Genomic DNA, 20,538 nt, shown 5'->3' on the forward strand with positions numbered 1-20,538 from the left:
ACATTTGGGGAAGCGTCCGGTCGGTTGAGTTGTTAGCCTTTCGCAATTCAACCGTCCGCAACCTCAAGTGATCTCAGGGCCCCCTAGGCAAGCAAGGAGAACCCGTGGCCGACTCTCGCGATGAGAACGTCACATGGCTGACGCAGGAGGCGTACGACCGCCTGAAGGCGGAGTACGAATATCTCTCTGGCCCCGGGCGCGTCGACATCGCCAAGAAGATCGAAGCCGCCCGTGAAGAGGGCGACCTGAAGGAGAACGGCGGCTACCACGCCGCCAAGGACGAGCAGGGCAAGATGGAGGCCCGGATCTTCCACCTCCGCCAGATCCTCGACAACGCCAAGGTGGGCGAGGCCCCCAAGACCGAAGGCGTGGTCGGCCCCGGCATGACCGTGACGATCCGGTTCGTCGGCGACGACGACGAGGTCACCTTCCTGCTCGCCTCCCGCGAGGAGAGCGGCGCTCCGATCGACGTCTACTCGCCCAAGTCGCCCCTCGGCTCGGCGATCAACGGCAAGAAGATCGGTGAGAAGGCGACGTACTCGATGCCCAACGGCCGCCAGAACACCGTCGAGATCCTTGAGGCTGTGCCGTACATCGGCAACTGACCCCCGCAGATCCTGACCGCCGGGCCCACGTCGGCCCGGCGGCGTTTTCGCGTTCGTCCGGAATCGCGCAGGATCTCAGCTTTCTGGTGAAGACGCGGAAGCGGCGGGACTTATCCAGGCTGATCCCCTTCATCGTGGTGATGCTGGTGGCCGTGCTGACCACCGACGTGCTGGTGCTGGTCCAGACAGGCGAGGAGCAGGCCGCGCCGGCCGAGGTGGTGCGGGCGCGGCCGGTTCCGAAGCAGACGCTCATGGCCCAGGCCCGTCCCGACCAGCCGGTGACGCCGCTGGGCAAGCTGCGCAAACCCAACCTCTTCGTGCTCACCCGCAAGCCGTTCACTCAGGAACTGCTGCGCAAGGTCGCCAGGCTGCGCGGCGTACGGGCCCTTGAGCTGGCCGACGCGGCCTCGATCTCGCTCGACGGCAAGCGGGTCCAGACGCTCGCGGTGAACCCGTCCACGTTCCGGGCCTACACCCCCAAGGTGACGGCCTCCTCCGACGCCCTGTGGCAGAACGTGGCCTCCGGCGACGTGGCGGTCTCGTTCGTGCTCGGCAACGACGGCGGGCTCGCGCTGCACAGCCGTGTGAGCGGGCCGGCCGGGCCGCTGCGGATCGGCGCGTACGCCACCACCGGGTTCGGCGCGGTCGACGCGGTCGTGTCCAAGGAGACCGGGCGACGGCTGCGCCTGCCGCGCGACAACGCGCTCATCGTCAGCGCCCCCGGCACGAACTCCGACGCGTTACGCAGGGCCATCCTCGCCGCGATGCCCAAGGGCACGCAGGTGGCCACCGTCAACCCCGTCCAGCCGCGGGCCAGGATCGACACCCCGAAGAGCTGGCCGTCCGGGTCGTTCATGACCGTGGAGCAGCTCACGGCGGCGCTGAAGGCCGCTGTGTCCAAGCTGGGCCGGCCGTACGTGTGGGGGGCCGAGGGGCCGAACACGTTCGACTGCTCGGGGCTGGTGCAGTGGGCGTACGGGCAGGCGGGCGTACGGATGCCGCGGGTGACGCACCAGCAGTGGGTGGCCGGGCCGCAGGTGCCGCTGGCCCAGGCGCAACCCGGCGATCTGATCTTCTGGCGCAACGACCCGACGAACCCGGCCTACATCTCGCATGTGGCGATCTACTGGGGCAACGGGAAGGTGCTGCAGGCGCCCCGTACCGGTGACGTCGTCAAGATCTCCCCGCTGAGCACGCGGAACCTGGCCGGCGTCGTCCGGGTCAGCCCGGTCGTGGCCGCCCGCGTGCGCTGAGCCGACCCTTGAGCGAAACCCTGAGTTCCGCTCGTGCATTTCGCGCGCAACTGTGTAATCGTGATTACATGTCAACAGATGAGATGGGCGCACAGGTCCGCGGCTGGTTCACCGGCCGGCTCCCCGACGGGTGGTTCACCGGGGCCCCCGAGATCGTCCGCGACCGCGAGGAGATCGCGGTGCTCGGCACGCTGCCCGATCCGCCCGCCGACACCCCCGAGGCCGAGCGGCTCGCCCTCATCGAGGGGCTGGCCCGCAGGTTCCGTGAGGAGACCCGCGAGCGGCGCATCGAGATCGCCCGCGAGGCCGAGCGCCGCTTCCGCCAGAAGGTCTCCTGGGGCGTGCGGTGCGGCGGGGAGACTGTGATGTTCACCACACTTTCCGTCCCCGTCATGACGCGACTGCGTCAGTCGGAGCGTCAGGTGCTCGACACGCTGGTGGCCGCCGGCGTGGCCCGGAGCCGCAGCGACGCGCTGGCCTGGTGCGTCCGCCTGGTCGGCAAGAACACCGACGCCTGGCTGGCCGAGCTGCGCGACGCGCTCCAGCACGTCGACAGAGTGCGCAGCGCGGGTCCCGACGTCAATTCCTGAGAAGACCGGCGTAAACAGCTCGGGAAATTGGACTAAACCACTCCGGTAATTGGTTTAGACCACCGGAATTGGCCTGGACCACCCCCCGGAAATTCCTCTTTTAAATCGCCGAGCCTTGGGTAGGCTCCTCGGATCGTCAGGGCCGCTGCCTGCGACGACGGTCGCGCCAATAGGTCTATGCCAATTGGCCTTCATGCGCCTTCGTCGTTAATGATGTCTGGGCCCTGAGAGAGTGGAGGAGTCACAGTCGTGTCCGTTTCCGTGGAAGTGCCCGCGCCGACGAGCAATCGCGAATTGGTCGCGTGGGTGAACGAGATCGCAGCCCTGACCCAGCCCGACCGGATCGAGTGGTGCGACGGTTCGGAGGAGGAGTGGACGCGCCTGACCAACCTCCTCGTCGAGCAGGGGACGCTCACCCGGCTCGCCGCGCGCCCGAACAGCTTCTACGCCAAGTCCGACCCCAGCGACGTGGCCCGGGTCGAGGACCGCACCTACATCTGCTCCGAGCGCGAGGAGGACGCGGGTCCGACCAACAACTGGATCGCTCCAGCGCAGATGCGGAAGACCTTCTCCGAGCTCTTCGCGGGCTGCATGCGCGGACGCACCATGTACGTCGTCCCGTTCTGCATGGGCCCGCTCGGCGGCGAGATCTCGCAGCTCGGCGTCGAGATCACCGACTCCGCGTACGTGGCCGTGTCGATGCGGATCATGACCCGCATGGGCGACCGGGCCCTGCGCCTGATCGAGCAGCGGGGCGGCTTCGTCAAGGCCGTCCACTCCGTCGGCGCCCCGCTGCGGCCGGGTCAGTCCGACGTGGCCTGGCCGTGCAGCTCCACCAAGTACATCAGCCACTTCCCCGAGACCCGCGAGATCTGGTCCTACGGTTCCGGCTACGGCGGCAACGCCCTGCTCGGCAAGAAGTGCTACGCGCTGCGCATCGCCAGCGTCATGGCCCGCGACGAGGGCTGGCTGGCCGAGCACATGCTCATCCTCAAGCTCACACCGCCCACCGGCGAGACCCGCTACGTCGCGGCCGCCTTCCCGAGCGCGTGCGGGAAGACGAACCTCGCCATGCTCCAGCCCACGATCCCGGGCTGGAAGGTCGAGACGATCGGCGACGACATCGCCTGGATGCGCTTCGGCGACGACGGCCGCCTGCACGCCATCAACCCGGAGGCCGGCTTCTTCGGCGTCGCGCCCGGCACCGGCCAGGTGACCAACGCCAACGCGATCAAGACCCTCTGGGGCAACAGCATCTTCACCAACGTCGCCCTGACCGACGACGGGGACGTGTGGTGGGAGGGGCTCACCGAGGAGCCCCCGGCGCACCTGACCGACTGGAAGGGCCGCTCCTGGACGCCCGACAGCGACGAGCCCGCCGCCCACCCGAACGCCCGCTTCACCACCCCCGCCTCCCAGTGCCCGACCATCGCACCGGAGTGGCAGGACCCCAAGGGCGTGCCCATCTCGGCGATCCTGTTCGGCGGCCGCCGCGCCACGGCCGTGCCGCTGGTCACGGAGTCGCTGAGCTGGGAGCACGGCGTCTTCCTCGGAGCCAACGTCGCCTCCGAGAAGACCGCCGCGGCCGAGGGCAAGGTGGGCGAGCTGCGCTACGACCCGTTCGCCATGCTGCCGTTCTGCGGCTACAACATGGGCGACTACTTCGGCCACTGGCTCGACATCGGCCGGGTCGAGGGCGCGAAGCTGCCGCGCATCTACTACGTCAACTGGTTCAGGAAGAACGACGAGGGCAAGTTCATCTGGCCCGGCTTCGGCGAGAACAGCCGCGTGCTCAAGTGGATCGTCGACCGCCTCAACGGCGAGGCCGGGGCGAACCCCACGGCGATCGGCCTGCTGCCCGCCGAGCTCGACACCGAGGGCCTCGACCTGGACGAGGAGGACCTGCGCACGCTGCTGTCGGTCGACCGCGACGTGTGGCGCGAGGAGGCGGCCCTGATCCCGGCCCACTTCGAGAAGTTCGGCGACCGCCTGCCGAAGCAGTTGTGGGACGAGTACGACGCCCTGCTCGACCGGCTCGGCTGAGCGGGCGCCCGCGGTGCGGCGGTGCTGGCCGCCGCACCGCGCGCGGGCGTCCTGATCGCCCGGAACCTTTATGCCTTCCTTATACGTCTTCCCGGTACGCGGCCCGACGGGTCGCACGAGGGGAGGGCGTATGGATCTGTTCCTTCTCATCCTCGCGGTGGCGCTGGCGGTGACGGCGGGCGTCACCGTTCTGGCGGTCCGGCGTGAGCATGCCGCCATCCGGGGCGCGGCTTCCGAACCCCGCCTGCGCGATCTCGGCCCCTACGAGCTGGCCTTCATGGCGGGCGGTTCGCGGCGCGTCGCCGAGGCCGCCGTCGGGCTGCTGGCCGCGTCGGGGGCCGTACGCGTGTCCCGCGACGGACGGGTGCACCAGGTGGCCGGCGCCCGGAGCACCGGCGAGCCGGTCGAGGACGCCGTCCTGGACGAGGTCCAGCGCTCCCCCGGAGGCTGGGCCAGCACGATCAGGCACAGCGTGAGCCAGAGCGCCACCCTGGACGAGCTCCGGCACCGGCTGGGCAGGATCGGCGCGATCCACCCCACCGGCTCCTTCACCCAGGTCGACCGGCTGATCGTCCGGTTACGGGTGCTGGCGGTGCTGGCCCTCGCCGGGGCGGCCGTGGAGGCGCTGTCGGTGGCCGTCGAGGGCACGTCCGCGCTTCCCCTGGCCGCGCTCGGCGTCCTGGCCGGGACGGTCGTGGGCGCGCCGACCGCCATAGCCGGACACAGGCGCTCGTTCCCGACCGACCTGACCGCTTCCGGGCAGGCCGCGCTCGACCGGGCCAAGCTGGACCACCCGCCGGGCACGTCCGGCGGCCCGGTGGCCGTCGCGCTGTACGGCCTCGGCGAGCTGAACGACGCCAACCTGACCCTGGCGATCAACGGTTCCCCCGACCTGACGCTGCTGCCCGGACGACGGCGGCGCAGCGGCCCGGGCGGCCACGTCCAGTCGCAGAGCTCCGGCGGGCACGGCGGTGGTTGCGGCACCACGGGATGCGGCGGCGGGAGCGGCTGCGGCGGCGGGAGCGGCTGCGGAGGCGGCGGCTGTGGCGGCGGGGGGAGCTGACATGCCGGACCCGGGCGTGCCGGACCTGGGGGTGGGCATCGGCTGGCGGCCGGAGCTCGACCTGACGGTCGAACGGCTGGCGGGCGTCGGGTTCGTCGAGGTGGTCGCCGAGAACATCGACCCCGGCGACCTGCCCGAGTCGCTGCGCCTGCTGCGTGCCAGGGGCGTGCCGGTGATCCCGCACGGCGTCTCGCTGGGCGTCGGCGGCGCCGAGCGGCCGGACCCGGACCGGCTCGCCCGCCTCGCGGCCTGCGCGCTGGCCCTGGACGCGCCGCTGGTCAGCGAGCACCTGGCGTTCGTCCGCGGGGGCGGCGTGGAGGCGGGGCACCTGCTTCCCGTGCCGCGTACGCGGGAGTCGCTGGAGATCGTGGTGGAGAACGTGCGGCTGGCCCAGGAGGCGCTGCCCGTGCCGCTGGCGCTGGAGAACGTGGCCGCGATCTTCGGCTGGCCGGACGACGAGCTGACCGAGGCCCGCTTCCTGGCCGAGGTCGTGGAACGTACGGGGGTCGGGCTGCTGGTGGACGTGGCCAATCTGTACACCAACCAGGTCAACCTGGGACTGTCGGCCGTGGACGCGCTGGACACGCTGCCGCTGGCGCATCTGGCGTACGTGCACGTGGCCGGCGGTCACGAGCACCACGGGATCTGGCACGACACGCATGCCGCGGCCGTGCCGCCGCCGGTGCTGGACCTGCTGGCAAAGCTGTGCGCCCGGACCACGCCGCCCGGCGTCCTGCTGGAGTGGGACGACGACTACCCGAGCGACGCCGTGCTGGCCGGGGAGCTGGCGCGGATCCGGGCCGCGACGGGCCGGGCCGGGCAGCCCGTGGGCGGACGGGATGACTGAGCAGGCACGGGCGCGGCTGGCACAGGCCCAGGGCCGGGTCGTCGCGAGCCTGGTGGCCGGGGCGGACCCGCCCGAGGGCTTCGACGCCGGACGGCTCCGGGTGCAGGCGGCCTCCCTGATGGCCAAGCGGCGCGGCGTGGTGGCCAGGATCCGCCCGGACGCCGCCCGTGCCGCGGGGCCCGCCCTGGCCGCGGAGTTCGCCGCCTACGCGGCCGCCCGTGCCGTCCCGCCGCCCGGCTACCGGGCCGACGCCGACGACTTCGCCGCCTGGCTGCGCGCCCGCGGTCTCCTGCCGGACAGGAAACCCCGTCTGTGGAGTCGCCTGTTCCGCCGGGATCGCGGCTAAGCTGCTCGTAGCAAGCGCTTGGGAGGCGGTACGGCGTGCGGATCGTCAACATGGGCGACTGGCCCCTCGGCGAGCAGGACGAGCAGCTCCACGAGCCGGGCGACGACCCGCTGTGGAACGAGTCCTACTACCTCGACTTCGTCTCCGACGACGGCGAGCTGGGCGGATACGTCCGCATCGGGCTCTATCCGAACTGGAAGCGCACCTGGTTCTGGGTCCGGCTCGTCCGGCGCGGCGGCGGCCTGGTGGAGATCACCGACCACGAGGCCCCGCCGACCGGCCTGGCGATGGCCGCGGGCGCCTACGAGGCGGACCTGGCCGCGACCGACCCCCTCCGGACCGCACGGCTGCGCCTGACCGCCCCGGACCTGGCGCTCGACCTCGAATGGCACACCCGCGGCGGCGTGTACGGCTACCAGCTCACCCCCCGCTACGAGGTCCCCTGCGAGGTGACCGGGACGGTCGACGGCCGGCCCTTCCACGGCCACGGCGAACGCGACCACAGCTGGGGCGTCAGGGACTGGTGGTCGATCTCCTGGACGTGGAGCAGCGGCCGCCTCGCCGACGGCACCCACCTGCACGGCACGCAGGTCAACCTGGGCATGCCGCTGCCGTGGCCGGCGTTCACGGTGCCGCCCGGCGGCGAGATCGAGCATGCCGGGGGCTTCACGGCCGGCACCCGGTTCGACGGCGACCGTCCGGCGGAGACGCTGCTGAGCTTCCCCGGCCGTGCGGTGACCGTGCGGCCGGTCGCGTTCGCCCCGGTGACCCTGGTGTCGCCCGAGGGGGCGGTGGCCGAGTTCCCGAGGGCGATGTGCGAGCTGGAGTCCGACGACGGCGTCACCGGCTTCGGGTGGACGGAGTGGCACCAGCCGCCGGGCTGGCGTGAGCACGGCTGGCACCCCTTGCTCTGAAATATCCAGACATCCTAGGTTTGGGGGGTGATTGTCGATGCGCACCAGCATTTCTGGGACCTCGAAACCGGTGACTACCCCTGGCTCACCCCCGAGGCGGGCGTGCTCTACCGGACCTACGCGCCGCACGACCTGGCTCCCGAGCTGGAGCGGGCCGGCGTGGACCGTACGGTGCTGGTGCAGGCCGCCGACTCCTGCGCCGAGACCGACGCCCTGCTGGCCCTGGCCGACGCCCACGACTTCGTCGGCGCGGTGGTCGGATGGATCCCGCTGCTCCGCCCGGACGAGGCCGCCGAGGCCATCGCCCGGTACGCCGGGAATACGAAGTTCCGTGGCGTCCGGCACCTGATCCACGAGGAGCCCGACCCCGACTGGCTGGTCCGCGACGAGGTGCTGGAGTCGCTCGGCCTGCTCGCGGCGGCCGGCCTGACGTTCGACGTGGTCTCGCTCCTGCCCCGGCACCTTGACCACGTCGTCACGCTGGCCGGGCGGCATCCGTCCCTGAGGATCGTCGTCGACCACCTGTCCAAGCCGCGCATCAGGGACCACGAGTGGGAGCCGTGGGCCGGTGGGCTGGCCCGCGCGGCCCGCTTCCCCAACGTGTACGCCAAGGTCTCCGGCCTGGTCACCGAGGCCGACCACCGGAACTGGACGGTGGAGGACCTGCGGCCGTACGTGGAGCACGCCGTCGAGCTGTTCGGCCCGGAGCGCCTGATGGCCGGGAGCGACTGGCCGGTGGCCCTGCAGGCGGCCGACTACCGGACGGTCTGGGAGGTCACCGGCGCGCTGCTCGGCGGAACCGATCGGGACCTGGTCCTCGGGGACACAGCCAGAGGTTTCTACGGGTTTAGCTGAGTTAGGGCCGGAAACGGGGAAGGGCGTGGGGGGACTACGCTGTGTCGATGGGTCATACCTGACCGTCACGCCCGTCGCGTGCACGGACACCGTCGGCACGCCGTACGAGATCACCCTTGAGCTCCATCGCGACGGCACGCCGTACGGCAGCGTGGGGGAGCGGTGCGGCTGGCTGCTCGCGCGCCTGGCCCGCGGGGTCGACGAGGCGCGGCAGGGAAGGGGGGCGGCCAGGCGGTGGAACGACCCCGACGACCGCTTCCCCGACGAGGAGCCGGAGAGCGAGCTGTTCTCCTTCCGCTACCGCACCCGGTCGGGGCTGGTGGGCGGCGGCGAGCTGCGCTGCCAGCTGCGCACCATCCCCATCTGGCAGCCCGCACCCGCCCAGTGGCGGCTGACCCGCCGGGCCTACGTCGAGGCGTGGGGGGCCACCGGCGTGGGCATGCGGGCGGTCCTGACGTCGGCTGAATTGTCCGAGTTTGTCCGTGAACTGGTCCATGAGGCCGAAGGGTGCCTCGGCGGAAGAGATCTCGCCAGGAATCCGATTGCGGGAGCAGGCACGGGCGAAACGCGGTGATAATTGCCTGTTGGGTCATTCGACCAAAGGCACAGCACCGCTGGGGAGGCACTCCGTGGGCCTGCGCGACCTGGTCTACCGGCTGTACGAACACAGGCTGGAGACCAAGCTGTCCAAGGACAGCGTTCCCCGGCATGTCGGGGTCATCATCGACGGCAACCGCCGCTGGGCGCGCGCCATGGGCATGCGCGACGTGGCCACCGGCCACCGCAAGGGCGCGGACAAGATATCGGAGCTGCTCGGCTGGTGCCGCGAGACGGGCGTCGAGGTCGTCACCGTCTGGATGTTGTCCAACGACAACCTCAACCGGCCGCGCGAGGAGCTGGAGCCGCTGCTGCACATCATCGAGGACGTGGTCCAGGAGCTCGTGGACGCGGGCTGGCGGATCAGCCCGGTGGGCGCGCTGGACCTCCTCCCGGCCAGGACGGCCAATGTCCTAAAAAACGCAAAAGAAGCGTCATCACACCGTCCGGGCCTGATTGTGAACGTTGCAGTTGGGTATGGAGGAAGACGTGAGATTGCCGATGCGGTGCGCTCACTCCTCCAGGAGCATGCGAGTAAGGGCGCCAGCATCGAGGACCTCGTGGAGGTCCTCGATGTCGAACACATCGCGGAGCATCTCTACACTCGCGGCCAACCCGACCCGGACCTCCTCATCCGTACGTCGGGCGAGCAGCGTCTGTCCGGATTCATGTTGTGGCAGAGCGCTCACTCAGAGTTCTACTTCCATGAGGCTTACTGGCCGGACTTCCGCAGGGTCGATTTCCTGCGGGCGCTGCGCGATTACGCTGCGAGACACCGGCGTTACGGTTCTTGATGCGACATTCGGGTATCCAGGACGTAACGTTGGAAGTGTCCGGCCACAGGCCGGGCATCCCGGAGAGGGCCCGCCTTTGCACCGAAATCTGCTGAGGGGGGCCGGAGTCCGGCTCCGCCGGCAGGTTGCGGTCGGGGACGCGGGTCCGGTCCGGTTCCCACCTCGTCTGCAGGGTGCCCGCACCTATGGGCGCCCGGGGGAGAACGTGTGGCAGTGTCCTCGAGCAACCCTACTCACCAGCCGGCCAAGCGCACGTACGTGCTCGACACCTCGGTGTTGCTGGCCGACCCGGCGGCATTGACGCGCTTCGCCGAGCACGACGTCGTCCTTCCCATCGTGGTCATCACGGAGCTGGAAGGTAAGCGGCACCATCCCGAGCTCGGCTACTTCGCGAGGAAAGCCCTGCGCTACCTCGACGACCTGCGGGTTCAGCACGGCAGGCTCGACGAGCCGATGCCGACTGGGGATGGAACGATCAGGGTTGAGCTCAACCACAGCGATCCGTCCATCCTGCCCGTCGGGTTCCGCCTGGGCGACAACGACACGCGCATCCTGACCGTCGCGCGCTCGCTCGCGGCCGAGGGCTGCGACGTCGTCCTCGTCTCCAAAGACCTGCCCATGCGGGTCAAGGCGGCCTCGATCGGCCTGGTGGCCGAGGAGTACCGCGCCGAGCTGGTCGTCGAGTCCGGCTGGACCGGGATGGCCGAGCTGCAGGTGACGGCCGAGGACGTCGAGACGCTCTTCGACAAGGGCGTGGCCGACCTGGAGGAGGGCCGTGAACTGCCGGCGCACACCGGCCTGCGGCTGCTGTCGGCCAAGGGATCGGCGCTCGGCAGGGTGGCGCCGGACAAGTCCGTACGCCTGGTCCGCGGCGACCGCGAGGTCTTCGGTCTGCACGGCCGCTCGGCCGAGCAGCGCATCGCGCTGGACCTGCTGATGGACCCCGAGATCGGGATCGTCTCGCTGGGCGGCAGGGCCGGCACCGGCAAGTCGGCGCTGGCGCTCTGCGCCGGTCTGGAGGCGGTCCTGGAGCGCCGCCAGCACCGCAAGGTGGTCGTCTTCCGCCCCCTGTACGCCGTCGGCGGCCAGGAGCTCGGCTACCTGCCGGGCACCGAGGGCGAGAAGATGGGCCCGTGGGCGCAGGCGGTCTACGACACGCTCGGCGCGATCACCTCGCCCGAGGTGATCGACGAGGTGCTCGACCGGGGCATGCTGGAGGTGCTCCCGCTCACGCACATCCGCGGCCGGTCGCTGCACGACGCGTTCGTGATCGTGGACGAGGCCCAGTCGCTGGAGCGCGGGGTGCTGCTCACGGTGCTGAGCCGGATCGGCGCCAACTCCCGGGTGGTGCTCACGCACGACGTCGCCCAGCGCGACAACCTGCGGGTCGGCCGGCACGACGGCGTGGTGGCGGTGGTGGAGAAGCTGAAGGGCCATCCGCTCTTCGCGCACGTCACGCTCACCAGGTCCGAGCGGTCCCCGATCGCCGCCCTGGTGACGGAGATGCTGGAGGACATCACGATGTGAGGCGCGGCGGGCCTACTTGAGCTCGCCGCAGGTGTACGGCCGTCCCTCCGCCTTGGAGGGGCGGCCGTCGTTCTCCCGGACGATCTTGACCTGCTCGAACGCGGCGTCCTGCTGCGCGGCGTCCTGCTGCGCGGTGCAGACGATCTGGGCCTTGCCGAGCCTGCTCAGCGGCCGGTCGCCCTTGAAGTAGACGGTCAGCGTGGACGTGCGCGGGAGCTGCTTCTCGTCGCGCTGGACGGGGTCGAGCGAGTCCTTCATGCCGACGTACTCCAGGCCGCGCAGCTCGGTGGTGCGGTCGCCGAGCGGCCGGTCGGAGGCGGCGAACAGGGCGCCGAGCAGGCTCCCCACGGTGTCGGTCTCGACGTCGGCGGGTTCGAGCGTGAGCTCCTTGTTCCTGATCAGGAAGATGGTCTTCGAGGGCGGCGGCAGCTTGATGGTGGGCGCGGCGCCCTTGGTCTGGACGTCGGTCGGCGAGATGCCGCAGGCGGCCGCGGCCAGCAGGGCGAGAACGGCCGGCAGGGCCCGGTGCGCTCTCATTGGTGCGGCAGCCAGACCGTGAACAGGGTGCCCGGCTGCTGGGCCCGTACGGAGATCGTGCCGCCGTGCAGGTGCACGTTGGCGCGGGCGATGGCCAGGCCGAGGCCGCTGCCCTGGCTGCGGGCCCGGCCCGCGCCCGCCTTGAAGAACCTGTCGAAGACGTGGGGCAGCGCCTCGGCGGGGATGCCCTTGCCATGATCGCGCACCTTCACCTCCAGGCCGTTCTCGGTGCCTCTCGCGGTGACCTCCACCGGGGGCAGGCCGTGCTTGAGCGCGTTGCCGACCAGGTTGGCCACGATGACGTCGAACCTCCTCGGATCGAGGTTGACGGTCAACCCCTGCGAGGCGGTCACCTCCACCTCGTCGCTCCAGCCGCGCACCTCCAGGCAGTCGAGGAGGGCGTCGGCGACGTTCACGGGCTCCACGTTGAGCGTCGCGGTGCCGGCGTCGAACCTGCTGACCTCGATCAGGTGCTCGACCAGCTCGCGCAGGCGGCCGATCTCGCGCAGCACCAGCCGTACGGCCTCGGCGGGCGCGTCGGGCAGCCGGCCGGCCTCCTCCGAGAGCATGTCGGCCACGGCCGTCATGGCGGTGAGCGGCGTGCGCAGCTCGTGCGAGACGTCGGCCACGAACCTGCGGGACATGGCCTCCAGCGAGCGCAGCTCCGACACGCTCAGCTCCAGTGCCGCCGCGGCGTCGTTGAACCTGGAGGTCAGCTCGGCCAGCTCGTCCTGGCCGTGCACCGGCAGGCGGGTGTCCAGCCGGCCCTGGCCGAGCGCCTGGGCGGCCGCGCTGAGCCGCCGTACGGGCAGCAGCACCTGCCGGGCCGACAGCAGCGCCACCACCAGCGCGATCAGCACGATGACCGCGCCGCCCTGGGTGAGCGTGTTGCGCAGCGTGGCGAGCTGGCTCTCCTCGTCGTGCAGTGGGAAGAAGACGAACGCGCGCAGCCCGGTCGGCTCGGGGGCGGTGCCGGTCTCGTACCGGTGGACCTCGGCGCCGACGACGAGCCACAGCTCGTTGCCGATCACCTTGCGCTGGGTGACGACGTTCTGCTTGGCCCGGCCGTACAGCTCGTTGGGGACGTCCTTCATGGTCATCGGGCCGTCGGCGGACAGCAGGTTGCCGTACTCGACCAGGACGCTGCGGCCGGGGCTGGACAGCGTGCGGACGACCTGGTTGAGCTCCTTCATGGACGGCGCCGCCTCGCCCGGCCTGAGCTGGCCGACCGGGAAGGTGATCCGGCCGAGCTCCCGGGTCACCAGGTCGAGCGACGTGGTCTCGGCCCTGGTCACGAGCGCGGTCTTGGCCAGCTCGAAGCCGATGGTGGCGACCAGCACCGACGCGGTGACCGCGACGAGGGTGAACGTGATGACCAGGCGCGCCCGCAGCCCGGTGGGCAGCGGGATCACGGAGGGCTGAACCGGTAGCCGAACCCGCGCACGGTGTGGATGAAGACGGGCTCGGCCGGCCTCGGCTCGATCTTGGCGCGGACGCGCTGGACGCAGGCGTCCACCAGCCGCGAGTCGGCGACGTGCGTGTGGTCCCAGACGACCCGCAGCAGGTAGCGGCGGTTGAGCACCTGCCCGGGGTGGCGGACGAGCTCCAGCAGCAGCCGCAGCTCGGTCGGCGTCAGGTGGATCTCCTTGCTGGCCAGCGTGACCTTGAGCGCCCCCCGGTCGATCACGAGGTCGCCGAAGGTGATGCGGTCGGAGGTGGCGGACTCGGCCCGGCGCAGGATGGCCCGGATGCGGGCGTCGAGCACCCGCGGCTCGACCGGCTTGACCACGTAGTCGTCGGCTCCCGCCTCCAGGCCGACCACGACGTCCAGGTCGTCGCCGCGGGCGGTGAGCAGGATGACGGGGAGCTGGTCGAGCTTGCGGATGCGGCGGCAGACCTCCACGCCGTCGATGCCGGGGAGCATGACGTCGAGGATCGCGATCTCGGGGCGGCGGGCGCGGATGTGGTCCAGAGCCTCCTCGCCCGTCGCATAGGACGTGACGGAATGTCCCTGCCGCGTCAACGCCAGCTCCAGAGCTGTGCGGACGGAGGGATCGTCTTCTACAAGGAGGATGCCGGCCACGCGCACATTATTATTCCATGTCCCCTATACCCGGGTTGTGTCATCAAACTGTGACCCGGTCCGGATCAGATCCCGAAGATGGGGCGGAACCCTGAAAGCGGCCTCCCTTCGGTGCGGGCGCTCGAAGGGAGGCGCGCCACCTCTGTGACGAAACTCACAATTTTTCGTGAAAAAGGTTGTTACCTGCTGGTTGGCCAAGAGAACGTCAACCGAATCCCGCGTTCCGGTTGCGGACCACCCCCCATGACAGGGCAAGCTCATGGATCGTGAGCCCCGGTCCGCAGTTGAGTGAGCGCCCCCCGAAGGATGACCTTCGCTCGGCGCGCCGCCGGCCTTCGCGTTTCACCCCCAAACGCGTCGCCGTCACGGTCGTGTCGCTGGTGGTGGTCGTGGGCGGTGGCGGTTACGTCGCCTATCGCGCCGTCGACAATGCCAACAGGCCGCCGGTCGACCCGTTCACGGCCGAGCAGCTGGGCGCGCTCGCCGGAGGCGACCTGTTCGCCCCCGACCCCGAGACCGACGCCCTGAAGAACGCCGCCGAGCAGGCGTTCCGGGCCGACCAGCTCAAGAAGGGCCGCACCGGCACCAAGAAGCTCAACTGGGTCGTGCCCAAGAAGGCGCCGGGCGGCAACGGCTTCCCGCCCGCGAACTTCCCGCCGGGCAGCAACCCCTCGCCCGGCAGCAACAAGGCCGTCGCCAAGTCGTTGCTCGCCGCCAAGGGCTGGGGCGCCGACCAGTGGGGCTGCCTGGAGCTGCTGTGGCAGAAGGAGAGCGGCTGGAACGAGCGGGCGATGAACCGCTACTCCGGCGCGTACGGCATCCCACAGGCCCTGCCCGGCAGCAAGATGGCCAGCGCGGGCGGCGACTGGCAGACCAATGCCGCCACCCAGATCGCGTGGGGCCTCGGCTACATCAAGGGCCGCTACGGCACGCCCTGCGGCGCCTGGGGCCACTCACAGTCCACAGGATGGTACTAACAGGTCAACTTTCCTCCTGTAATCGGCAAGCCGTCTCACCCGATCGTGTATGAGCGGCGCACGCTGGCCGCATGGGTGCGAAGGTCAGTGTGATCATCAATGTCCACAACCCGGGTGACACCGCGGACGCGTGCATCCGCTCCGCGCTGGAGCAGACGCTGCCGGCCGCCGACTACGAAGTGATCTTCGTGGACGACGGCTCCACGGACGGCATCGGAGCCCGCCTGGACACCATCGCCGATCTCCGCGAGAACGTCCGCGTGCTGCACCTGCCGCACACCGGGTCGCCGTCGCGGGGCCGCAACATGGGCGTGGCCGCGGCGGAGGGCGATTACGTCTACTTCCTCGACCAGTCCGACCGGCTGGCGCGCGACGCCCTGGCCCGCATGCACGAGCGCGCGGTCGAGACCGACGCCGACGTGCTGATCGGCCGGCTGGCCCGCGACTACGGGCCGCCCATGGTGGCGTTCGAGCGCAGCACGGCCCGCGCCGACATCCTGCGCGAGCGCCTGATGACGCTGCTCGTCCCCCAGCAGCTCTACCGCCGGGCCTTCCTGGAGGAGCACGAGCTGGGCTTCGCCATGCCCGGCGGCAGGCTGGCCGAGCAGGCGTTCGTGATGCGGGCGTACCTGCACGCCAAGGTGATCGCCGTACTGGCCGAGGACGTCTGCTGCCAGCTCGGACCGCGGCCCGAGGCGGCCGAGGAGGACCCCCGGGTGATCGTGGCCGGGCTGGGCACGCTGCTCACCGACATCGACACCTACGTCGGCGCCGGCCGCCAGCGCGACCGCATGTACGCCTACTGGTTCCGCTCCGCCGTGCTCAGGCCGCTGCTGACCGCCAGGTTCGCCGACTCCTCGGTGGACCGGGGCATGCACTTCCGGGTCGTGCAGGAGCTGATCGGCGAGCGTTTCCCCGAGCGGGTCGACCGCTACCTGCCCGTCCAGATGCGGGCGGTGGCCGCCTTCGTCAGGAGCGGACGCCTGGACCAGATCGTCATGCTGGCCAACTCCTCCAAGCGCGCGGGCCTGCGCGCCGAGCTCACCGAGATGCGCTGGGACGCCCACATCATGGTGCTCGGCCTGACCGTGGAGGTCATGTCCGGCGACGGCCTGCCCGACCGGTACCGCGTGGACGGCGAGCGCCTGCACTGGATCCCGCCGCGTTCGATCGACACCAGGCTGCTGTCCGACGACGTCACCGACATCACCTCCGACGTCGAGCGGGCCCGCGTGGACGTCTACATCCGGCACAGCGGGACCGGCGTGGTGCACTTCCTGCCGATCAACCAGCACGTCGAGCGCGGGCCCGACGGCCGCCGCCGGGTCCGCGTGCAGATCAGGGGCGAGGCCCGGCTGGACGTGACCAGCGCGGCGATGGGCCGCCCGCTCAGCCCGGGGCAGTGGGAGGTGCACGTCCGCATGTTCAGCGGCGCCAACCAGGCCAGGAGCCGGGTCGGCCGGGCCGAGGGGCCGCTCAACTGCCTGGGCGTGCTGGCGCAGCGGCCCAGGATGCGGCTGGTGGTGCCGTGCTGGTCGGACAAGGGGGAGCTGGGGCTCGCCGTCGAGCCGCGCTCGTTCTCGGAGTCGATCGCGCTGGTGTCGCCGGGGGTGACCGTCCGCCAGCTCGACGGTCACGTGTACGTCGTGCTGCCGGTCCCGTACGTGCCGCCGAGCGGCGGGCCGCCCCTGGAGCTGGTGCTGCGCAGCACCGGCCGCCGCGAACGCGAGGTGTGCGCGCCCGCCCTGGTCGAGGCCGGGGTGCCGGGCAAGCTCGCCGGCCAGCTCGTCGCCAAGATCCCGGTCAAGCGGCACATCTCGGGCGATGACCACCTCGGTCCGGGCGCCTGGCTGTCGTCGCTGCGCTCGGCCGACGAGGAGACCGGGCTGCGGTTCGGGCTCCAGGTGCGCCGGGGCCGGGTCGAGACGCGCCCGGCCGTCGCGGTCGAACCCCGGCGGCGCTCGCCCATGGGCCACGACACCGTGCTCCACCGCCTCGGCAGGCGCCTGCCCGGGGCGCGGCACATCGTGCGCTGGGCGCGCGCGGGCAGGCATCGCTACCTCAAGGAGTGACCCAGTCCTCCAGCTCCTGGAAGGCGTCCCTGAAGGCCGGGAGCATGGGCCTGAGCCGGTCGGGGTAGACGTCGACGAGGCTGTCGAGGTGGTTGCCGCCCTCGATCCGGTGGTAGCGGAACGGGCGGCGCGGGCCCACCATCTCGGCGTAGACGTCGGAGTCGCGGGAGATCGGCAGCAGCGTGTCGAGGGTCCCGTGGATCGTGATCAGCGGCTTGGTGATCCTGCCGGTCAGCCCGATCCTGGCCATCGCGGCGTACGGCCTGCGCGCGTCGTAGTCGTAGTCGGCCGGCGCGCCCGTGTACGACGGGTCCAGCTCCTTCTGGTAGAGCTGCTGGGTGAGCTCCCAGTAGTACTGTCGGTGGAAGGGCCACAGGAACTCCGACCCCGCCGCGAACCCGGCCGCCCGCACGCCCGCCTCGTCGGGGTACGCCTTCAGCGCGGGCGGCAGGAAGTTCAGCAGGTTGTCGCCCTTGACCCGGAAGAGCGTGCCCTCCCAGTCCACGCCGCCGTCGTAGAGCCAGGCGCGGTTCTCCAGCTGCCACCTGACCAGGTAACCGCCGTTGGACAGGCCGGCCATGAACGTACGGGCGGGCGGGCGGCCGTACCGCTGCCGGACGACCGACCTGGCGGCCACGGTGAGTTGGGTGACGCGGTCGTTCCACTCGGCGATGGCGTCGCCGGGGCGGCGGCCGTCCTGGTAGAAGGTCACGCCCACGTTGCCCTTGTCGGTGGCGGCGAACGCGTAGCCCTTGGACAGGACCCAGTCGGAGATCGTGTAGTCGTTGGCGTACTGCTCCCGGTTGCCCGGCGTGCCGCTGACGACCAGGCCGCCGTTCCAGCGGTCGGGGAGCCTGATCACGAACTGGGAGTCGTGGTTCCAGCCGTGCGTGGCGTTGCCGGTCGAGGTGTCGGGGAAGTAGCCGTCGAGCTGCGTGCCGGGCACGCCGGTCGGGTTGACGGTGGCCTTGGAGTGCAGGCCGGCCCAGTCGGCCGGGTCGGTGTGGCCGGTCGGCGTGGTGCCGGCCGTGGTGAGGTCGTCGAGGGTGGCGCTGACCAGCTTCTCCGCGCCGGGCACGGTCAGCTCGTGCGCGACGGGGGCGGTGAGCAGGCTCGCCACGAGGGTGAGGGCGACGAACATCAGGCCTCCTCCAGGTGCTCGGCCAGCAGACGGCGGAACTCGGCGGGCCGCTCCAGGTGCGGGGTGTGGCCGCAGTCGTCCAGCACGACCTCGCGATAGCGGCCGTAGCGGTCGAGGACCGCCCTGGTCTGGGTCACCATCGGCTGGGCCGGCGTGCCGGGGGAGCCGGGCACGACGCCGATCGCGCCCAGGTGGGCCAGGTCGAACAGGGAGGTGTCGGAGACGATCACGTCGTCGGCGCCCCTGATCCACAGGACGGGCGGCCTGGAGTCGATCTCGTGCAGGTCGTCCAGGCGGAAGTGGGTAGGGGCGCACGCGTTGAGCACCCCCTGCTTGCCGGGGGCCACGCCCGGCCACGCGGGGGAGGTGGCGGCGTCGCCCGGGTAGTTGGCCTCGTCCACCCGGGTGGTGAGCATCGACCGCAGGTAGAAGTCCTCGTCGGGGATCTCGGGGTGCTTGACGTAGCCGGAGCGCAGCACGTTGCGGGGGGAGGTGGGGGACTCCTCGGACAGGTCGCCGGCCTTCAGGCGGGCCACGAAGTCGGGGTTCGCCGCCCCGGCTCCCGATCCCGCGCCGTCGGGGTGGGTGAGCGTGCCGTCCGGGCCCTCGGTGCCGCCGAAGCCGTACGGGGAGATCGGGTTGACCAGCGTGACGCTCCTGACCAGCGCCGGACGGTCGCGCAGGAACTGCAGGACGACGCCGCCGCCGAGGCTCCAGCCGACCAGGTGCACGCCGTCGAGCCCGAGCGCCTCGGTCAGCTCGACCAGGTCGTCGGAGAAGTCGCGCAGGCCCCGGGTGGCGTCCACCGGCTGGGGGTCGGTGTCGCCGAAGCCGCGCAGGTCGGGGGCGAGCGGGCGGTAGCCGTCGGGCAGCGCGGCCATGCTGTCGCGCCAGAACGCGCCGGAGGAGACGTTGCCGTGCACGAACAGCACGGGCTCGCCGGACGTCCTGCCCTCGACGGTCAGGACGTGCTGCGTGAGGCGGGGGGTGGTGACCTTCATCGCACGTGCATCCTCTCGGCCAGGTCGCGTCCCTGGGTCTCGCGGGCGGTGTAGACGGCGACCAGCGTGAGCACCGCCGCCAGGCCAAGGTAGACGGAGATGGGCACACTGCTGGAGTAGCTCTTCAGCAGCGCCACCGCGATGAGCGGGGCCAGCGCGCCGGCCACGATGGCCGACAGCTGGGCGCCGATCGACACGCCGGTGTAGCGCGTCCGGGTGCCGAACAGCTCGGCGAAGAAGGCCGCCTGCGGGCCGTACATCATGCCGTGGAAGAGCAGGCCGACGGTGACCGCGAGGGTGATCGCCAGGAAGTTGCCGGTGTCCACCAGCGGGAAGAAGGCGAAGATCCACACGCCGATGCCGGCGGCTCCGGCCAGGTAGATCGGGCGGCGGCCGAGCCGGTCCGACAGCGCGCCCCACATCGGGATCGTGACGAAGTGGACCGCCGAGGCGACCAGCACCGCGCTCAGCACCGTCGAGTTGTCGATCTTGGCGTTCTTCGCGTACGTGATGACGAACACGGTCAGCAGGTAGAACGAGATGTTCTCGGCCAGGCGGGCGCCGATGGCGGTGAGCACGTCCTTCCGGTGGTGCCGCAGCACGCCCATGATCGGCGCGGTCGGCTCCGGCTCGGCCTGCCGGAACACCGGCGACTCGCTGATCGTCAGCCGGATCCACAACCCGACCATCACCAGCACGCCCGACAGCAGGAACGGGACCCGCCAGCCCCACGACAGGAACGCCTCGTCGGACTGCCAGGCGGCCAGCACCGCCAGCACGCCGGTGGCCAGCAGGTTCCCGCCGGGCGCGCCCGCCTGCGGCCAGGAGGCCCAGAAGCCGCGGCGGGCGGTGTCGCCGTGCTCGGACACGATCAGCACCGCGCCGCCCCACTCGCCGCCGAGCGCGAAGCCCTGCACGAGCCGGAGCGCGGTCAGCAGCAGCGCCGCCGACGAGCCGAGCGTGGCGTACGTCGGCAGGCAGCCGATCAGGAACGTGGCGGCGCCCATCATCAGCAGGCTGACCACCAGCAGGGTCTTGCGGCCCAGCCGGTCGCCGAAGTGGCCGAAGACCAGGCCGCCGAGCGGGCGGGCGACGAATCCCACGGCGTAGGTGAGGAACGACAGCAGCGTGCCGGTCAGGGGGTCGGACTCGGGGAAGAAGAGTTTGTTGAACACGAGAGCGGCTGCCGAGCCGTACAGGAAGAAGTCGTACCACTCGATGGTGGTGCCGATCAGGCTCGCGGCGACGATCCTCTTGATGGAAGTTGCCATGCCGGTCACGGTAAGGAGTGAC

20 protein-coding genes are annotated in these 20,538 nt (G+C 71.0%); 14 read left to right on the top strand and 6 right to left on the bottom strand.

Annotation, left to right across the window (positions count from 1 at the left end; all coding sequences use genetic code 11):
- The first annotated feature begins 104 nt into the window (after positions 1–104).
- From greA to ACWCSU_RS44415, 12 genes are all read left to right on the top strand, one after another.
- Positions 105–605 carry a transcription elongation factor GreA gene (gene greA, locus ACWCSU_RS44360; protein WP_352323258.1) on the top strand — a complete coding sequence of 167 codons (501 nt, stop codon included), beginning with the start codon at positions 105–107 and terminating at the stop codon, positions 603–605.
- A gap of 86 nt (positions 606–691) precedes the next feature.
- Positions 692–1,858, top strand: coding sequence for a C40 family peptidase (locus ACWCSU_RS44365; protein WP_357704052.1), 1,167 nt, complete (start codon positions 692–694; stop codon positions 1,856–1,858).
- 68 nt (positions 1,859–1,926) lie between these two features.
- On the top strand, positions 1,927–2,448 hold the full coding sequence (locus tag ACWCSU_RS44370; RefSeq protein WP_357704054.1) for a hypothetical protein: 522 nt from the start codon (positions 1,927–1,929) through the stop codon (positions 2,446–2,448).
- A 249-nt stretch (positions 2,449–2,697) separates the two neighbouring features.
- Positions 2,698–4,491, top strand: a complete 1,794-nt coding sequence (locus tag ACWCSU_RS44375; RefSeq protein WP_449942484.1) for a phosphoenolpyruvate carboxykinase (GTP) — start codon at positions 2,698–2,700, stop codon at positions 4,489–4,491.
- A 130-nt stretch (positions 4,492–4,621) separates the two neighbouring features.
- Positions 4,622–5,554 (top strand): TIGR04222 domain-containing membrane protein, encoded by a 933-nt coding sequence (locus tag ACWCSU_RS44380; RefSeq protein WP_449942485.1) that lies wholly within the window; start codon positions 4,622–4,624, stop codon positions 5,552–5,554.
- 1 nt (position 5,555) lies between these two features.
- The gene (locus ACWCSU_RS44385; protein WP_449942486.1) at positions 5,556–6,401 is read left to right on the top strand and encodes a DUF692 domain-containing protein; all 846 of its coding nucleotides are present in this window, start codon (positions 5,556–5,558) and stop codon (positions 6,399–6,401) included.
- Positions 6,394–6,747: a hypothetical protein gene (locus tag ACWCSU_RS44390; protein ID WP_449942487.1), complete on the top strand. Its 354-nt coding sequence runs from the start codon at positions 6,394–6,396 to the stop codon at positions 6,745–6,747. The genes ACWCSU_RS44385 and ACWCSU_RS44390 overlap by 8 nt, the downstream gene beginning before the upstream one ends.
- A gap of 35 nt (positions 6,748–6,782) precedes the next feature.
- Complete coding sequence (locus ACWCSU_RS44395) at positions 6,783–7,661, top strand: DUF7064 domain-containing protein (RefSeq protein ID WP_449942488.1); 879 nt, start codon at positions 6,783–6,785, stop codon at positions 7,659–7,661.
- 27 nt (positions 7,662–7,688) lie between these two features.
- Positions 7,689–8,516, top strand: coding sequence for an amidohydrolase family protein (locus ACWCSU_RS44400; RefSeq protein ID WP_449942489.1), 828 nt, complete (start codon positions 7,689–7,691; stop codon positions 8,514–8,516).
- Between the two features lie 25 nt (positions 8,517–8,541).
- Positions 8,542–9,090, top strand: a complete 549-nt coding sequence (locus ACWCSU_RS44405; RefSeq protein WP_357704068.1) for a hypothetical protein — start codon at positions 8,542–8,544, stop codon at positions 9,088–9,090.
- 55 nt (positions 9,091–9,145) lie between these two features.
- A complete protein-coding gene (locus tag ACWCSU_RS44410) occupies positions 9,146–9,907 on the top strand; it encodes an isoprenyl transferase (RefSeq protein WP_357704070.1) in 762 nt (253 codons plus the stop codon).
- Positions 9,908–10,114: 207 nt separating this feature from the next.
- Entirely contained in the window at positions 10,115–11,434 is a 1,320-nt protein-coding gene (locus tag ACWCSU_RS44415) for a PhoH family protein (RefSeq protein ID WP_357704071.1), read from the top strand.
- A 12-nt stretch (positions 11,435–11,446) separates the two neighbouring features.
- Here the strand turns inward: ACWCSU_RS44415 and ACWCSU_RS44420 are convergent, their stop codons facing one another.
- From ACWCSU_RS44420 to ACWCSU_RS44430, 3 genes are read right to left on the bottom strand one after another with little or no spacing between them, the layout of a single operon-like run.
- Positions 11,447–11,971, bottom strand: coding sequence for a hypothetical protein (locus ACWCSU_RS44420; RefSeq protein ID WP_364097545.1), 525 nt, complete (start codon positions 11,969–11,971; stop codon positions 11,447–11,449).
- Positions 11,968–13,383 (bottom strand): HAMP domain-containing sensor histidine kinase, encoded by a 1,416-nt coding sequence (locus ACWCSU_RS44425; RefSeq protein ID WP_357704075.1) that lies wholly within the window; start codon positions 13,381–13,383, stop codon positions 11,968–11,970. The genes ACWCSU_RS44420 and ACWCSU_RS44425 overlap by 4 nt, the downstream gene beginning before the upstream one ends.
- On the bottom strand, positions 13,380–14,054 hold the full coding sequence (locus ACWCSU_RS44430) for a response regulator transcription factor (protein WP_125636689.1): 675 nt from the start codon (positions 14,052–14,054) through the stop codon (positions 13,380–13,382). The genes ACWCSU_RS44425 and ACWCSU_RS44430 overlap by 4 nt, the downstream gene beginning before the upstream one ends.
- A gap of 371 nt (positions 14,055–14,425) precedes the next feature.
- On the opposite strand from ACWCSU_RS44430, the gene ACWCSU_RS44435 reads away from it, so the two are divergent.
- Both ACWCSU_RS44435 and ACWCSU_RS44440 read left to right on the top strand, forming a co-directional pair.
- Positions 14,426–15,031, top strand: coding sequence for an aggregation-promoting factor C-terminal-like domain-containing protein (locus tag ACWCSU_RS44435; protein WP_449942490.1), 606 nt, complete (start codon positions 14,426–14,428; stop codon positions 15,029–15,031).
- 71 nt (positions 15,032–15,102) lie between these two features.
- Positions 15,103–17,103 carry a glycosyltransferase family 2 protein gene (locus ACWCSU_RS44440; RefSeq protein WP_449942491.1) on the top strand — a complete coding sequence of 667 codons (2,001 nt, stop codon included), beginning with the start codon at positions 15,103–15,105 and terminating at the stop codon, positions 17,101–17,103.
- Here the strand turns inward: ACWCSU_RS44440 and ACWCSU_RS44445 are convergent.
- Genes ACWCSU_RS44445 through ACWCSU_RS44455 form a run of 3 tightly spaced genes read right to left on the bottom strand, consistent with a single transcriptional unit; the run spans position 17,093 to position 20,516 of the window.
- Positions 17,093–18,244: an alpha/beta hydrolase family protein gene (locus ACWCSU_RS44445; RefSeq protein ID WP_357704079.1), complete on the bottom strand. Its 1,152-nt coding sequence runs from the start codon at positions 18,242–18,244 to the stop codon at positions 17,093–17,095. The two genes, ACWCSU_RS44440 and ACWCSU_RS44445, sit on opposite strands and share 11 nt — an antisense overlap.
- Positions 18,244–19,245 carry an alpha/beta fold hydrolase gene (locus ACWCSU_RS44450; RefSeq protein WP_449942492.1) on the bottom strand — a complete coding sequence of 334 codons (1,002 nt, stop codon included), beginning with the start codon at positions 19,243–19,245 and terminating at the stop codon, positions 18,244–18,246. The genes ACWCSU_RS44445 and ACWCSU_RS44450 overlap by 1 nt, the downstream gene beginning before the upstream one ends.
- Positions 19,242–20,516 carry an MFS transporter gene (locus ACWCSU_RS44455; protein WP_357704083.1) on the bottom strand — a complete coding sequence of 425 codons (1,275 nt, stop codon included), beginning with the start codon at positions 20,514–20,516 and terminating at the stop codon, positions 19,242–19,244. Before ACWCSU_RS44455 ends, ACWCSU_RS44450 begins: the two co-directional genes overlap by 4 nt.
- Positions 20,517–20,538 lie beyond the last annotated feature (22 nt).

Source organism: Nonomuraea sp. NPDC001699 (assembly GCF_053596455.1).